This window comes from Nonomuraea mesophila (assembly GCF_004352805.1).
Classification (GTDB): Bacteria; Actinomycetota; Actinomycetes; order Streptosporangiales; family Streptosporangiaceae; genus Nonomuraea; species Nonomuraea longispora.
In genome coordinates, this window is record NZ_SMLD01000197.1 from 1 (window position 1) to 15,954 (window position 15,954).

Genomic DNA, 15,954 nt, shown 5'->3' on the forward strand with positions numbered 1-15,954 from the left:
GGCGAGTGCTGCGCGGGAGGGGGTGGCGGAGGCTGGACCGGGCGCCGGCCCGAGCCGTCCCACCAGAACCTGCCGTCGGGGGAGCGCCGGTCCATGGTCATGTGGGGATCCTGATGTCGAGCCGGACGTGGGCCTTCTTCGACGTCCGCAACACGTACGTGTAGTCGAGGATCGTGGCCTGGGTGTCCTTGCCGGCCTCCACCTGCGCGTTCAGCCAGTTGCCGATCTCGGCCTTGGCCGCCGGGTCGTCCCGGTAGGGCAGCACGGCGAACCAGGTCAGGTAGGCCAGGCCGGCCTCGGTGAGCGGATCGTCGTCGGCGTGGAAGACCTCGGGGGACAGGCGGTAGACGCCCCCGTCGGAGACCTCCACCCCCGCCTCGAAGTGGATCGAGCCCACGACCATCTCGCACATCCAGGAACCACCGGAGGCGTTCTCGCAGGTGTGCCCCCGGCCCCTCAACCCGTCGAGCAGCTCGGACGCCTCGACCCCGGGGATGCAGTCGCGCGAGCCGCAGGACTGCGTGACCTGGCCGGCGCGCAGGTCGCGGGCGTACAGGTACGCGCCTGCGCCGGCCGCGAGGAAGGCGGCCAGACCGGCCGCGAGGATCAGGACCCAGCGGGAACGTACGGCCACCTCACCCACCGTTCCGCACGGAGGCGGCCCACCGGTCGCGGAAGGCCGAGGCGGACAACCCGAGCACGTCCTCGGCCATCCGGTCGAAGATCGGCGATTCGAAGAAGGAAGCCCCGGTGCTGGGACGTTCGATCACCCGCGCGTACAACTCCACCGCCGCCTCCCGTCCCTTGAGCCGTTCGGCCAGGCTGAACACCGACGAGCCGAGGTCGTAGTTGAAGGCGGCGTCCCGGCCGTAGAAGTCCTTGTTCGAGGGCGGCGCACCGCGGAACCTCCCGGCGCGGACCCCGGCCGCCAGCCCCGCCCGGACCTGCGCGGCCCGCGCCGGCCTGCCGATGGTCTCCGTGTACCGGGCGAACCCCTCTATGGCCCAGGTCGGCGGGCCCAGCTCGCCGAGGCCGGTCATCGTGGCCCGCGCGGTGACCGCGTGGGCCAGCTCGTGGCGGATGGTGCTCGCCGGGTCGGTGCCCTGGTGGTTGCGCAGGTTCACCACGATCCGGGAGGCGGCGTACTCGCCCTGGTAGAGCCGGCCGTTCTTGCCCACGCCCTGCAACGGGACCTGGACGCCCGGGATGTCGGGGTCGAAGGTGTCCGCGGCGCCCAGGCCGAACCACTGCCGGTAGTTCGCGGCGTCGCGCGTGAAGAACAGGACGTGTCCCGGGTACGTGAGCCGCTCGCCCCACAACTCTTCGAGCAGGCGCAGTTCCCGTTCGGCGGCGGCAGCGTACCGGCCCAGGTCGCCGGCGCTACGGTCGCCCGCCAGCCACACCTTCTCGCCCACCTGGACCACCTTCAGCGCGTCGGTGTGCCACGGCGCCTCGGCCGGTGGCGCGCCGCCGCTCGGGTTCTCCAGGGTGACGCGGGTGATGTCGGTGACCAGGTCGTCCTTCATGCGATACACGAACGACTCGGCGGGCGCGATGTCCCCGGGACCGGCGTCCGCGGTCAGCTTCAGCACCCGGATGACCGGCTTGAACCGGCTCTCCGCCGCCGGAGACGCGCTCCTCGACCACCGGTCCGGTGAGGTAGCGGACGTCGTCGAGCTCGAACTGGCGCAGATTTGCGAAGACCAGCTTCTCGTAGCGCATCAGTTCGTCGTTGGAGGTGTCCAGACCGGCGAGGTACGCGCCTTCGTCACGGTCCTGCAACGCCGCGGCCCGCCGCTCCAGGAGGGGCCGCAGGCGCTGCATGCCCGAGCTGCCGGAGTCGTAGTCCTCGCTCTCGATGAGCGGCCGGCGTTGCCCGGCGCATCCGGCGACCAGCAGCCCTCCGGCCAGCAGCACGGCACGTCTCGACCACGCCGCGTTCATCTCCGGCATCCTCCCCCACGATCCCCACGGTTCACGGCCGGCCTCTGACTGCGCGGGAAGAGACTCTAGCGAGGCGCCGCACGACGGTCATTGACCGTCAGCGCACGATCGTTGTCACCCGGCGCAAGCCGCTGCCGGCGGGCCCGGCCGCCCGCTCAGGTGCCGCCGTCCGCCTCGCGCCGCGCGTCGGCCGGTCGAGGCCGCGTCCTGAGGTGTCTGCGGTATTCGCCGGGAGGCATGCCGTACGCCCTCTTGAAGGCGCGGTTGAAGGAGGCGGCGTCCCGCAGGCCCCAGCGTCCGGCGATGTCCGCGACGCGACGCAGGTCGTGGCAGGGGTCGGCCAGGTCCGCGCGGCAACGCTCCAGCCGCTGCCGGCGGATGTACTCGCCGACGGTCTGCCGCTCCTCCTGGAAGACGTGGTGCAGGTGGCGTACGGAGATGTTGTGGGCGGCGGCGATCGCCGGCGGAGTCAGCGCCGGCTCGCCGAGGTGCCGGCTGATGAACTCCTTGATCTCCCGCGCGAGCGCCTGACGGCGGGTCGCCTCCGGGACCAGGCGCGTCGCGTCGGCCAGATGCGCCAGGAACACGGTGGCCAGCTCGCTCGCCACTTTTCCGAGAGCGGCGCCCTCCGAGGAGCCCAGCGCCCCGCCCTCCCGGTTCAGGCCGCGAAGGAACTGGGCGAGCAGCGCCCCGGACCCGTGGGCCGACGACACCGGCCTGCCCACGTGCCGGCGTAACCGCTGCTCGGGCACGGGCAGCGCCTGCCGCGGCAACTGCAGGGAGATGATGCCGGCCAGGCCGCCGTCATGGCAGAGCACCCCGCTGTCGTACGGCCGGGAGGTGTCCATCAGCACCAGGTCGCCGGCCGTCAGATCGGCCCTGGCGCCTCCTTGCTCCAGCGACATCGTCCCGGTGCACACGAGTGCCACCCACCACTGATCCGGGTCCGACTGGCGGATCATCCGCGCGGTGCGGAGCGTGTACAGGTCGGGGTACCTCGGCGCCGAGACGGTGATCTCGCCCCACTGCAGCACCCTCAGCGAAGCCGGGAAGTCGGCTTCGTGCTCACTGCTGATCCGCGTGAGCATGAGGTGCTGCCCGACGAGAGCGCACCATCCCTCGAAACGGTCGGCGGGAGGCAGATGCGAGCTGCGCCACTCGAACACATCGCTCCTTGAACTTTCCGCGATGCCTCAGGCCGGTCGTGGCTGACACGACCGGCGGAGAGCGCGCGACCGGCGGGGCCGATGCGCGCGCTCATCCGGCGCGATCGTACACGAACGTCCCATCAGGCGCCCTTTGCCCGACGCCCACCGGGCCGCGGAGCGGGTCAGGTCAGGGGGCGCCAGGGGCCGTGCGGGTTGCCCGGTTCCTGGTTACGGGTCCACCACGCGGCCTCGTACCGCTGACCGCGGTGCTCCACCACGTCCCCGGACTCGAACACGCGGGTCGGTGTCCAGACGGCGGTGCCGTCGCCGGTCGCGGCGATCTCCTGCCACGGCCCGTTCGGGTCGCCCGGCTCCTGGCCGCGGGTCCACCACGCCGCCCGCCAGACGGCGTCGCGGTAGGTCACCTCGTGGCCCGCCGTGTACACGGTCTCGGCGTCCCACGCGGGCTGCGCCGGCGAGCCGGCCACGGTGAAGGTGCTGACGGCGCTGCGGGTCACGTGCCCCGCCGCGTCGCGCAGTTCGACGTACCACTCGTAGGCGCCGCCGCCCTTGAGGTCGTCCAGCACCATCGAGATCTGCTCGGCGCCGACCGCCGTGCGCACGTCCCCGGCCTGCTGCCGCGCGCCGGCCGCGAAGGTGAGCGACTCGGCCGCGAGAGTGCGCGTCGTGGTGCCGCCGAGGTCGATCTCCAGGGCGAAGTTCTCCGTGTCCGCGCCGTGGAAACCGGGGATCGCGCCCTCGGGCACCTCGTGGTGCCAGTTCCCGTCGGACGTCGCCCTACCCAGCAGGGGCGACCAGGTGTTGAAGTACATCAGGTCGTTCTCGGCGTCGACGCTGATGTGCTTGAGGTACTCCTGCCCGCCGTAGACCCGCGACTGGTAGTCGGTCAGTACGCCGTACGCACGGTTGCCCCCCGCCGTCTCCCGGGAGGCGACGCCGGTGCCCGCGATGTGGCCGCCGAGCACCAGTTTGACGTTCGGGTACGGATCGACCAGCTCACTGGTGACGTTGCCGTTCGACCAGCCGTTGACGCCCTGGTTCACCGAGTTGTGGTTGGCGAGGATCACCGCGTGGCCGGGGTGGTCCTCGATCACCTTCTTCGCCCAGGCCAGTCCGGGGTCGCCGGCGTTGTCCGCGGAGAAGAAGCCGACGGTGAGCAGCAGCAGCTTCGCCCCCTCGATCTCGGCCGTGTAGTAGTAGTTGTCGATGTCGTCGCTGCCTCCGAACCGCCAGGGGCTGCCTTCGAGACTCTTCTCGAACCGCTCCATCGGGAAATACTTCGGCAGCATGACCCGGCCGTTGCGCGCGTCGGAGTAGTCGTGGTTGCCCCACGAGATCATGTACGGCAGGTCCGCGTCCTCCAGGGCGCGCGCCGACGGCTCGGCGTTGACCCACTGGTACTCCTGCGACAGGTACTCCCGGTTGACCCAGTCGCCGGCCTGCAGCACCAGCTTGGTCTTGCGCTTGTCCGCGACGCCGGCGACGTACCGGAACTGGTGCGTCATGAGGTCGGGCGTCGCCTGCGCGTACAGCTGGGAGTCCGGCACGTGGTCGAACGCCCAGTCGTAGCGGTCGGCGGCGGGCGCCGCCTCGATGTCGTCGCCCTCCTGCCCCGGCAGCGCGGTCAGCCCGCGCCAGACCAGCAGGTGCAGCTTCCCGCCGGCGACGACGTTCTCGCCGGCGCGGGCGGTCACGTCCAATTGGACGGCGGCGCCGGACGGGTCGGAACCGGAGTCCTTCATGAGCCAGCGGCCGGCCGCGTGGTCGTACACGTGGGCCGAGACGGTGCGCTCGTCCCCTGAGCCCGTCCAGGTCAGGTGGAACTCCTTCTGCCGCGCCTGCTCGCCGGTCAGCGAGATCTCATAGATCTGGTACGGGTTCTCGTTCGTGCCCACCGTCGTCGGCAGCAGTTTCCCGCTGACCGTGCCGCTGGCGGGGGTCAGCGCGTCGGGAACCCGGTCAGGGGTGGTCCCGCTGCGCACCACGACGTTCGACTCGTCGAGCGGGATGACCGGGCCGGCGTAGAACCTGGCCTCGACCCGTTCGCGGTCCTCGGTCCGCGGCGTCGCGCTCAGCGTGACGCTCGTGTCCCCGGAGGCCGAGGAGGCGTCGTCGCTCACCTCCGGCGCGGAGGGCGCCACGGTGTCCTTGACCGTGACCGGCACCTCGGCGGGCTCGGCCACGTCGTGAGGCTCGCCCGAACCGGCGGTAGCGCCGACCGTGAGCGTCTGCTTCCCGATGGCGTTGACGGGCACGCGGATGGTGAACGGCCCGGCGTCGACCTGTTCGCTGTGCACCTGCACGCCGGCGACCCGCGCCGTGAGCACCGCGCGCCGGCTGACCGTGCCGGTCACCTCGACCAGGCCGGCCTCCAGCGTGCCGCCCGCACGCGGGGTTCCGACCATCAGGGTCAGGCGCTCGTCCGCCCGCTCGACCCGCTCGCCGAAGCTCACCGCGTCGCCGAACAGGTTCGCGTACCGGAAGGCCTCGAAGGCGGGCGTGAAGGCCACGCCGGCGATCTGCACCTCGTCGACCACGCCGCGGAACGGCGACCTGAGGCTGCCGTCGTTCGTGTGGTAGTCGCCGACCGTCGTCTGCACGGCCGGGTCGGAGAACGTGCTGCGGTACTCGACCATCTGGCTGTGCACCTCGCGGCCGTCGACGAACACCGAGTACGTCATGCCGTCGTAGGTCTGGGTGACCAGGTGCGGCTTGCCGTCGGCGGCGAAGCCGAACCGGTGGCTCAGGTCGGCGTCGCCGAACTCCCAACTGTTGCCGGCCAGGCGCGTGCCGACCTGACCTTCTTCCGGCCGGATGCCCTGCCAGAAGGTGAGCCGCCCGTCACCGGTCGCGCTCTCCTTCGCGACCACGGGGGCCGCCGAGCCCAGCGCGGCCAGGTCCTCCTCGGTGAGCGCGTACACGCCGCTGATCGTGATGCGGTCGTACCCGCCGCCGACATCGCCCGGATACTGCAGGCGCGAACGGGCGAACCGCGTCTGGCCGGTGCCCCGCTCCGAGAGGGCGGTGGTCAGGCCGTCGCCCACCACGAGCCCGGCGTGCCGGCCCGTGGAGTCGGTGCGGCGCTCGCCGCTCGCGGTGTCGCCGCCGAAGTGCTCGACCAGGGAGTACGCCTCGCCCCACACGACCGTGGGGTCGTTGCCGGGCGCCCCGCCGCCGAAGTAGGCCCACACCTGCCGGGCCGACCTGGCGGGCAGGCTCGGCATCCGGACCCACACCGCCGAGGTGCCGCCCGGCTGCCAGGTCTCCACCTCGAACGGCAGGGGCGCACCGTCGGCGGCGAAGAAGGACAGCTCGTCCCGCTCGACGTCGGGCGCCGACGGGATGCGGAGCTGCACCGGCGTGCCCGTGAAGTCCGAGGCGGTGTCGTTGCGTACGGTGACCGCCTGGCGGGCGCTCGCCTCCGGGTCGGCCCAGGCCACGGTTCTGCCGTCGGTGGAGACCAGGCCGCCCAGCTCGCGCAGCCGCCGCTCGGCGGCCTCCAGGCGCTTCAGCCCGGACAGGGCGCCGCGCTGTGCCTCGGTGAGCGCGTCGACGGCGGCGCGCGCCGCCGCCACTGCCTCGGCGTCCTCCAGCGTGACGTCCTCGGCGTCGGGCAGCTCGCCGACCCTGCCGGCGACCGGGGAGATCGCACGGTCGATGCCGAAGCCCTCGAAGAGGCGCGGCACGCCCCGGTCGCGGATGTCGTAGACGTTCACCGTGAGGCGGTCGGCGGTGACGGTCACGGCCGTGAAGTTCTCGCCCGCCTGCTCCCCGGTACGGTCGAACAGCCGCAGGTACGGCTCAAGGTCCACCCCCTGCGGGTCGGTGGCCTGCGTGTAGTGCTTGGCGCCGGCGGTGTTCGGCAGGAAGTAGACGGTGCCCTCGGGATCGACCGCGTACTCGATGCGTTTGCCGTTGCGGACCTCGGTGATCCTGGTGGTCTTGACCGGGCGGGCGCCCTCCACCCCCTCGGGGTCGGCGGCCAGCACCTTGGACCGGCTCATCACGTGGTCGTGGCCCTGCAGCACCAGGTCGATGTCCAGTTCGTCGATCACCGGCACGAGGGTGCGGCGCATCGCCATGACGTCCTCGTCGTCCAGGTGGTTCGCCGTCGTGTAGGTGCCCTTGTGCATGGACAGGACCAGCCACCGGGCGCCGGCGGCGCGCGCGGCCCCGGCGTCGGCCCGCAGCCAGTCGAGCTGCTTCTCGGAGATGCCCTCGGCGCCGCCCTCGTTGGTGTTGAGCACCATGAAGTGCGCCCGGTTGTAGGTGTAGGAGTAGTACACGCCGTCGCCCCGGTCCTGGTCCTGCGGGCCCTCCAGCGTGAAGTGGTCGGCGAACGCGTTGGCCGCCGCGTCGTGGTTGCCCGACGCCGGCGCGAGCGTCGTGCTCAGCAGGCTAGGCCGGGCGGAGTCGAGCAGGTCCTTCCAGTCCTGCTCACGGCCGCCGTTCTCGACCACGTCGCCGTTGTGCATGACGAACTCCGCGTCCGGCACGTGCTCGAGCGCCTTGGCGATGGTCTGCGCCGACAACTGCGCCTCGGCCAGGTTCTGCGACTGCGTGTCGGTCAGGTCGACGAACGTGAAGTCCTCGTCCCCGCCGTCGGCCGTGACGAACGTGCCGGTGGCGCTCCACACCTGCGCGGCCGCGTCGCCCACGCGGTAGTAGTAGGTGGTGCCGGGCCGCAGGTCGCGGGCGACGGCACGGTAGAAGGTCTCCCCGTCCTCGCTCTCCTCGCGCTCCGCCTCGACCGTCACCGTGGCCGAGCCCTCGGGAAACTCGCGGTCCGTGCTGAGCACGGCGACGGCGTCGCCCGTGTCCAGCGTCGAGTACCAGGTGAAGGCGCGCCGTGTGCCCGGGTCGCCGTGGAAGGTGGTGGTGATCCGGTTCGGCGCCTCGTCCGAGGAGACGTACTTCGGCACGGGATGGCCGCGCTCGCCGTCCCAGCTCCACGCCCCGGCGAAGTCCCAGCCCAGGCCCTCGTACGTCGCCTGCCGGGCGAGCTGCTCGGCCGTGGTGTCCGTGCCGTGCTGGTTCTTGGTGCCGGGACCGGTGACCGTCCGGCCGCCGATCGTGATCGCGTCGCTCGCCAGGTTGTCCTGCGCGGTCCAGCCGTCGTACCCCGTGTAGCCGACGATCCGGCCGGCGAACCCGTCGATCCTGCCCGTGTACGCGATCGTGCCGGACAGCGCGACGTTGCCGGTGAACGCGCTGCCCGCGCCCGGGTTGCCCGGGTAGGCCACGACGGACGCGGCGTCGATGCCCCGGGTGCCGTTCGCGCCGCCGTCGGCCGCCACCGTGAGGTCCGCGTCGACGAGGTTGTCGCGGACCGTCACCCCGTTGTTGGTGTACGACACCAGACCCGCCGGCATGCGCTGCGCGCTGACCGTGGCGTGCACCCAGTTGCCGGTGACGGAGCCGCCGCGCAGCTCGGCCACGAGGCCCGCCACCTTCTCGGCGCCGGAGGCCCTCAGGTCGGCGTCGCGCACGGTGTTGCCCGTGAGGGTCGCGTCGGTGGCGACGACGGCGAGCCCGGCCACGAACCCGGCGCGCGTGCCGCCGTCGGCCTTGACGCCCGCCAGGGTGAGCCCGCGGATGGTGCCGCCGTCGAGCCGCCGTACGAGGCCGAGCCGGTCGGCCTCGTCGCCGGCGCTCTGCTGCGGGGCGTAGACCAGGCCGCTGATCGTGTGCCCGGCGCCGTCCAGCACGCCCTCGAAGCGGTTGATGCCGCCGAACGGCTCGCGCCCGGCGAAGTCGAGATCGGCGGTCAGCACGAAGTGCCTGTCGCCGGTGTAGCGCGCGTTGCCCGCGTTGAGCTGGGCGGTGAGCAGCTCCAGGTCCTCGGCGGAGGCGATCTCGTACGGCTGCTCCGGGGTGCCGCTGCCGAACAGCCCCGGCGTGTAGCGCGGCACCGGGTGGCCCAGCGCGTCGTCCCAGCGCCAGGCGTTGACGAAGTCCCAGCCCAGGCCCTCGTACGTCGCCTGCTGGGCGAGCTGCTCGGCCGTGGTGTCCGTGCCGTGCTGGTTCTTGGTGCCGGGCCCGGTCACCGGGTCGCCGCCGATGGTGATCGCGGCGTTGGCCAGGTTGTTCTCGGCCGTCCAGCCGTCGTAGCCGGTGTAGCCGATGACGCGGCCGACGAACCCGTCGACCTTGCCCTCGTAGGCGATCGAGCCGGACAGCGCGACGTTGCCGGCGAACGTGGAGCCGTTGGGCGTGCCGGGGTAGCCGACGATGAGCCCCGCGTCGTTGCCGCGCGTGCCGCCGTCCCCGCCCGGGACGACCATCGTCAGGTCGGCCGCCACCAGGTTGTTGCGGACCTGGGAGTCCTCGTTGACGTAGGCGGCGATGCCGGCGGGCATCTCGCCCGCGCTCAGGGAACCGGTCACGAGGTTGTCCTCGGCGCTCCCGTTGTGCAGTTCGGCGACGATGCCGCCCACCTTCTCGGCGCTGTTCGCCGTGAGCTGCGCGCCGGTCACGGCGTTGCCCGTCAGGGTGGCGTCGGTGGCCACGACGGCGACGGCGCCGATCCAGCCGCCGGTGCTCGTCCCGGCGTCGGCCCGCACGCCGGCGAGGGTGAGGTTCCTGACCGTGCCGCCGTCCAGCCGGCGGATCAGGCCCAGGCGGTCGGCCTCGCCGCCCGCGGACTCCTCCCGTACGAGCCGCAGGTCGCTGATCGTGTGACCCGCGCCCTCCAACAAGCCCGTGAAGGAGTTGATGCCGCCGAACTCGCCGCCGCCGAAGTCGATGTCGGCGGTCAGCCGGTAGGCCGCGCCGCCGTGTCCGCGCGGGTCCCCGTTGATCGCGGCGGCGACGGTGCGCAGGTCGTCGGCCGAGTCGATCTGGTACGGGTCACGGGGCGTACCGGCGCCGTCGATCCCGGGCAGCGGCTCCGCCGCGTGGGCGGCGGGCGCTCCCGCTCCGAGGGCGAAGGCCAGCACGACGGTAAGCACGACGGCGAGCACGGCGGTGACGCGGGCGAGGGTGTGGGTGCGTAACAGGACGTGGGAAGGCATGCGGCGAGTCCATCGATCATCGATGAAGGACTTCCTGCCGGACGGTGAAGCCATGATGAACATCATGATCCGGAGCGTGGTGACCAGCCAGGGCCCTCACAGGGCTCGCGCGGGGGCTGCGCGGGGGCTGCACGGGGCCCGCTGGAGCGCAGGCGTGCGGGCACCCCGCCGATCCCTGAATTGGTCCTGAATCGGCCTGTGGAATCGGCCCTTATCGCGTGTACCGATTCCGGTCAGGCTGAGGGCATGACAACGACGACGACCCGCTTCGACGGCCGGCTCCTCACCCCCGGCGACGCCGGCTACGACGCCGCCCGTACCGTCTGGAACGCCATGGTCGACCGGCGGCCCCGCGTGATCGTCCGTGCGGCCGGCGTGGCCGACGTGGTCGCCGCCGTACGGCTTGCCCGCGAGCTGGACCTGGAGATCGGCGTGCGCTGCGGCGGCCACAACGTCGCCGGGTTCGCCGTGCCGGACGACGGTCTGATGATCGACCTGACGCCCATGGGTGGCGTGCGCGTCGACCCGGTCCGCCGCCGGGCGCGGGTGCAGGGCGGCGCGCTGCTCGGCGCGCTGGACCGGGCCTCCCAGGCGTACGGCCTGGCCACCACCGCCGGCAACGTCTCCCACACCGGCGTCGGCGGGCTCACCCTCGGCGGCGGCATGGGCTGGCTGGCCCGCCGGTACGGCCTGGCCTGCGACAACGTCGTCTCCTGCACGGTGGTCACCGCCGAAGGGGACGTGGTGACCGCGAGCCGCACCGAGAACCCCGACCTGTTCTGGGGACTGCGCGGCGGCGGCGGCAACTTCGGCATCGTCACCGAGTTCGAGTTCCGGCTGCATCGCACCGGCACGCGGACGCTGGTCGCCGAGTTCGACTTCCGCGCCGAGGACGCCGTGCCCGTTCTCGAAGGCTGGCGCGACCTGAACGCCGTGGCGCCCCGGCAGGCGACCTTCACCGCCGAGGTCGGCGACGGTCCGGCCGGCCCGGTCGCCACCGTGGGGTTCGTATGGGTGGGCGACCCGGCCGAGGGCCGTCGGCTGCTGCCCGCGATGCGGGCGCTCGGACGTCCGATCGCCTCGCGCGTCACCACGCCGTCGTACCTCGAACTGCAGCGGCGCGACGACTCCACCGGCGGTCACACCTTCCGCCGCTACTCGAAGGCGCACTACCTGCGGCGCTTCCCCACCGAGGCGATCGAGGCGTTCCTGCTGCGGGGCGGCGCCGACCTGAGCGGGAGCCGGCACCTGCCCGGCGCCGGCCTGCAGGCGCACGGCGGCGCGATCGCCGAGGTGCCGGACGACGACGCCGCCTTCAGCCACCGCGGCACGATGTTCGAGTACGGGGCCGGCGCCCGCTGGAGCGACCCCGCCGAGGACGACGCCAGGATGGCCGCCGCCCGTGCCGCCGGCGCGGCGCTCGAGCCGTACGCGAGCGGGGTGTACGTCAACTCGCTGACGGCCGACGAACTGGCCGACGCGCGGCGCGGTGTGGGGCGGGCGTACCCGGCCGCGAAGCTCGCCCGGCTGACCGCGTTGAAGACGGCCTACGACCCGGCCAACGTGTTCCACCTGAACCAGAACATCCGGCCGGCCGTACGGGATCAGGGACCCCGTACCTCCCGGATGGCCGTCGCAAGCAGCGCGACGCCCTCGGCGATGGCCCGCTCCCCGAGGACGGCGTAACCGAAGATCAGCCCGCCGGGACCGGAGCCGGCGAGCCGGTAGGGAGCCAGACCGTGGACGCGGACCCCGTGCCGGGCGGCGGCCGCCACCACCGCCGCCTCGTCGAGGCCGGGCGGGAGCCAGGCGACCACGTGCTGCCCGGCGGCGACCCCGGCGGGCTCCAGGTCGGGCAGGTGGGTGCGCAGGGCGTCCAGCAGCGCGTCGCGGCGACGACGGTACACCGGACGCATCCGGCGCAGGTGGCGGTCGAACTCCCCACGGGCGAGGAAGTCGGCGAACGTCAGCTGGTCGATGACCGGCGAGCCGCGGTCGGCCAGCAGCTTCGCCGCGGAGACGTCGGCGACCAGGTGTGCGGGCACGACCAGCCAGCCGAGGCGCAACCCCGGCGCGAGCGTCTTGCTGGCCGTGCCGCAGTAGACGACGTGATCGGGCGCCAGACCCTGCATGGCGCCCACCGGCGACCGGTCGTAGCGATATTCCGCGTCGTAGTCGTCCTCGATCACGAACGCGCGGCGGCGCTTCGCCCAGCCGATCACCCGGGCCCGCGCCGCGGCCGGCAGGACTCCGCCGGTGGGCCACTGGTGCGAGGGCGTGAGCACGACCGCGTCGGCCTCGGCCCGGTCGAGGGCGTCGACCCGGACGCCGTCCCGGCCCACCGGGACGCCGACCACGTCCAGGCCGGCGCGCGCGGCCAGCATCCGGGCGTCGTCGTCGGGGGAGGGATCCTCCACGGCGATCCGCCGGGCGCCCCGGCGGGCGAGCACCTCGATCAGCAGGGAGATGCCCTGCGCGTAGCCGTTGCAGATCACCACGTCGCCCGGGGCGCAGGACGTGCCGCGTACCCGGTTGAGGTAGTCGCACAGGGCCTGGTGCAGCTCCGGCGCGCCACGCCCGTCGAGGTAGGCGAGCCGGTCGTTGGGCGTGGTGGTGAGCACGGTACGGACCGAGCGCAGCCAGGCGGCCCGCGGGAACTGCGACACGTCGGTGCGCCCGTACCCGAAGTCGACCCTGACGGGCACGTCGCGCGCGGCCGGCCGTTGCGCCGGGCCCGCCGGAGGCGCCGGGCCTGCCGGGCCCGTCGGGCCCGACGGGCCCGCTGGGGGCGCCGGGCCCGCGTCGGCGGGGACCGGTGGCATCGACGCGGAGACCTGCGTGTAACCGCCCGGACGGCTGGTGAGGTAGCCCTCGGCGACGAGCTGCTGGTAGGCCTCCACAACCACCCCGCGGGACACCCCGAGCCCGGCGGCGAGGGTGCGGGTGGGCGGCAGCGACGTGCCCGCGCGCAGCCGGCCGGCCCGGACGTCCGCGCGGATGGACGCCTCGATCTGCCGGTGCAGCGCAACCCCGGCGTCGCGGTCGAGCTCGATGAGCAGGTCCTCGGCCGGCCCCGGACTGGTCCTCGATCGGCCCACAGGACGGACTCTAGCGGTGCGTACCGACTCCCGCCGCGCTCCCCTTCGGCATCGGGCGCCGGCCGGTGCCGGTATTCCAGTGACACATGGCGATCATGGCTCGGATCTGCGCTGGTGGTGGCATCGCCGGGCCGTGGCTTGGTGGCGTCGGCGTCCCACCGGGCGGGGCGCAGCAGCCGCTGCAGTATCTACGGGCCGGCCAGTCTGCAGCCCTCAGGGTCTACGGTGTGGCCCGCGGCCACCGCACGATCTCTGGTTGTCTTCACAAGCTCCGGATGATCACGCGGTGGCCGTCGTCATGTGACCCGATCCTTCAGATCGCCAGGTGTCACCGCAGTCCTGCCATAACCAGAACCCTTCACAGCTCTTCAGATGGACGTCTGTAACGTAGTTCCAGCGCATCGCGTTGCCGAGTTGTTGGGTCTTCCCGCTGTTCGGTCGCGGATATATGGTCGTGGCGGCGACGGCTCGTTGGCTCAGGTTGTGCTTGAGGCGCACCTTTGTGTCGCCGAAGCCGTCGTCGAGCGTCGAGTTGTAGAAGCCCTTGCGATAGTAGACCCTCTTGCCGTCTCTCTCTTTCCAGATGGTCAGCACGGTGTCGCGGTCGTCGGCGGTCGTGCTGCTGCTTGGCGATGGCTGTGGAGATTGGACGTCGCCGGTGGGTTCGCCTGGCTGAGGCCGCCAATAAGGCGGGTCTGCGTCAGGGTCTTCCGGGAACGGCCATTCCTCGCCCGTATCCCAATCCGGTTTGGGGAAGCCTGTGTCCGACAGGGTGTTTGTACGGGCCAGCTCGTCCAGATCTTCCCTGCAGAATCCAGGGCGATCGTACAGGCTTTGATAAGTGAAGGTCTGGCCCGCCAGTTCTTCAGGCGTCAAGCGTGCATCGGAAACCGATGCGCTCAGCGCCGACGGAATTGCGTTGCCATCGAACTCGATGGTCAATTTCGGCGGGGTGCTGGCGGTAGGATGCTCGGCGGAGGCAAGGGAGCGCCAGTTGTCGTCGCCGCCTTCACTCGGCGCTCTGAGTTCCACACCGTGATAGGGTGCGCCCTTGAGCCATGCCCTCACCATGTCAGAGACAGGCCATTCCAGGATGCCCTCTCCGCATTCTGAGGAGTAGCCCTTGGTGACAGTGGTCGCCCCCTCCGCGGTCGTAGTCGGCTTCGTGTCCCAGGTGAGGGTGTCCGGATCCCAGGCGCTGGTCACTCTGCGCGCCTGTATGCCGGCCCCGACTGCGTCACCGCAGTAGGGAGCATCAACATTGAGGCCGGACACTGTGGCGTTGAGGATAGGCACTTCGCCGTGCGAGAAGACCTCGTTCGCATCGAAACGAAGGTAGGTGCGGCTTGAGATGCCGAAGATCGTGCCTGCCGTCAGAAAGGGTAGAGTCGGGTCTGTGGGAGATCCGTCGTCCGCGACATCCACGTCAGTGACGGCACCCGCAACGAGTGCGGACGTGACGCGCAGCGGAGACTTCGTGCCTGCTCGTGCCAGGAGCTCATGGTCGGGCTTGATGACCAGTTGCTGTGTGTCGCCGGTCTTCTTCAGCGTGATATCTGAGGGTTTCGCTGGTCCAGCGTGTCCCATCGTTGCGGTGAAATTGACGGCGACTCGCTGGTCGTTCAGATCTGTGATTCGTATGCGGCCCTTGGAGTCCTGCAGCAACTTCAGTCCCTTGGCCTGCGCGAGGAGCGACATCTCTGCACTGGTTTCGGGCTGGCTGCGGTATACGAAATCGTACCGGAAGCCTTCGGGCAGAGCCGAAACGACGAGGTCAGCTCCGGTTGCCACAGCGTTGCTATAGGTGGCTTGGGAGCCACTTACGACAGGAGCGGGCAGAGGGGTCGGCCATAAGAGACTGAGGCTGCGCTCGCTGTCGATACGCAAGGTGACGAGAGGCGTGCCGGCCCCGCCCGTGGAGAACGCGACGTCCTGCTTGGACAATTTTGGCCTGAGAAATCCGTCCCTGTGGACCAGATCGGTGTCGATCCACGCCCAGGCGCCGTTCTGCTGCTTGGCGCGTGTGGGCCGCGACCATATCTCCATGGTGACGCGGCCGTCCGGTTGCCGGGTGATCCGCCTTGTTCTCGGATGCGCCCGGCAGGATCTCGTGTGGCTGGGCGGCTTCTCGTGGAGAGTTCATCGGTTTTGCTCCTGCGACTGCTGGTGACCCGGCTAGCGTGCCAGAAGCCACGAGCACGACGCTGAGGAATGCTCCTGACAGGTTGCGCTTCGTTGACGGGCATAACCTCGTCATCCAATCACCTCATGCTAGAGCCGATGATGCGAACGCGACCCAAATTACGTCGCCAGTCAACGATTCTGGAAGGCTCTGTAAGTGTGCATAGCAGCACGTACAGTGAATATCATGACGTGTGGTCAGGCATTATCATGGCGGCCGCTGCCGGTCAATGTGAATATCGATAACGGCCAGTACTGAGCAACGATGACAACGGTTGCCAAATCAGCACTCGAAAGCCTATAAAGTTCCAGTCGCGCAATGCCTGAGGACCTGTTGCCGGCCTCCTTGAGATGGACACGGGAGACCTCATCGACCGGTTCGCCGCCGTGCTGCTCGCCTGGGCGATTTTGCTGCTGATCCCGGTGCTCCCGGCCCGCCGGTGACCGCCGGTGCCGTCGTGGACCTCTGCTCCACCGCTGTGACCAGCGGCGACACCGGCTGCGGCACCGAGGGCGAGACCGTCGGTGGGGCCGGGGGCGTGACTGGGG

General features: G+C 71.2%; 7 protein-coding genes. 1 reads left to right on the plus strand and 6 read right to left on the minus strand.

Going from position 1 to position 15,954, the window contains the following annotated elements:
- Nucleotides 1-97: 97 nt before the first annotated feature.
- The 4 genes from E1295_RS49410 to E1295_RS41710 all read right to left on the minus strand — a co-directional run bounded on the left by E1295_RS49410 (nt 98) and on the right by E1295_RS41710 (nt 10,126).
- On the minus strand, nt 98-634 hold the full coding sequence (locus tag E1295_RS49410) for a hypothetical protein (protein WP_166427673.1): 537 nt from the start codon (nt 632-634) through the stop codon (nt 98-100).
- Nucleotide 635: 1 nt separating this feature from the next.
- Nucleotides 636-1,592, minus strand: a complete 957-nt coding sequence (locus E1295_RS41700; RefSeq protein ID WP_132639811.1) for a hypothetical protein — start codon at nt 1,590-1,592, stop codon at nt 636-638.
- A 507-nt stretch (nt 1,593-2,099) separates the two neighbouring features.
- Nucleotides 2,100-3,110, minus strand: a complete 1,011-nt coding sequence (locus E1295_RS41705; protein WP_132639813.1) for a helix-turn-helix domain-containing protein — start codon at nt 3,108-3,110, stop codon at nt 2,100-2,102.
- A gap of 164 nt (nt 3,111-3,274) precedes the next feature.
- Complete coding sequence (locus tag E1295_RS41710) at nt 3,275-10,126, minus strand: metallophosphoesterase (protein WP_132639815.1); 6,852 nt, start codon at nt 10,124-10,126, stop codon at nt 3,275-3,277.
- Nucleotides 10,127-10,372: 246 nt separating this feature from the next.
- Here E1295_RS41710 and E1295_RS41715 point away from each other — a divergent pair, with 246 nt between their 5' ends.
- Nucleotides 10,373-11,812 (plus strand): FAD-binding oxidoreductase, encoded by a 1,440-nt coding sequence (locus E1295_RS41715; RefSeq protein WP_132639817.1) that lies wholly within the window; start codon nt 10,373-10,375, stop codon nt 11,810-11,812.
- Here the strand turns inward: E1295_RS41715 and pdxR are convergent.
- Together pdxR and E1295_RS41725 are read right to left on the minus strand one after the other, a co-directional pair.
- Nucleotides 11,731-13,224: a MocR-like pyridoxine biosynthesis transcription factor PdxR gene (gene pdxR, locus E1295_RS41720; RefSeq protein WP_132639819.1), complete on the minus strand. Its 1,494-nt coding sequence runs from the start codon at nt 13,222-13,224 to the stop codon at nt 11,731-11,733. The genes E1295_RS41715 and pdxR overlap by 82 nt on opposite strands.
- Before the next feature lie 279 nt (nt 13,225-13,503).
- Nucleotides 13,504-15,270 (minus strand): DNRLRE domain-containing protein, encoded by a 1,767-nt coding sequence (locus E1295_RS41725; protein WP_132639821.1) that lies wholly within the window; start codon nt 15,268-15,270, stop codon nt 13,504-13,506.
- Nucleotides 15,271-15,954 lie beyond the last annotated feature (684 nt).

Coding starts and splice junctions, on each gene's coding strand:
- E1295_RS41725 (WP_132639821.1), bottom strand. CDS start 15,270: ATGGAGATATGGTCGCGGCCCACACGCGCCAAGCAGCAGAACGGCGCC.
- E1295_RS41715 (WP_132639817.1), top strand. CDS start 10,373: ATGACAACGACGACGACCCGCTTCGACGGCCGGCTCCTCACCCCCGGC.
- E1295_RS41710 (WP_132639815.1), bottom strand. CDS start 10,126: ATGCCTTCCCACGTCCTGTTACGCACCCACACCCTCGCCCGCGTCACC.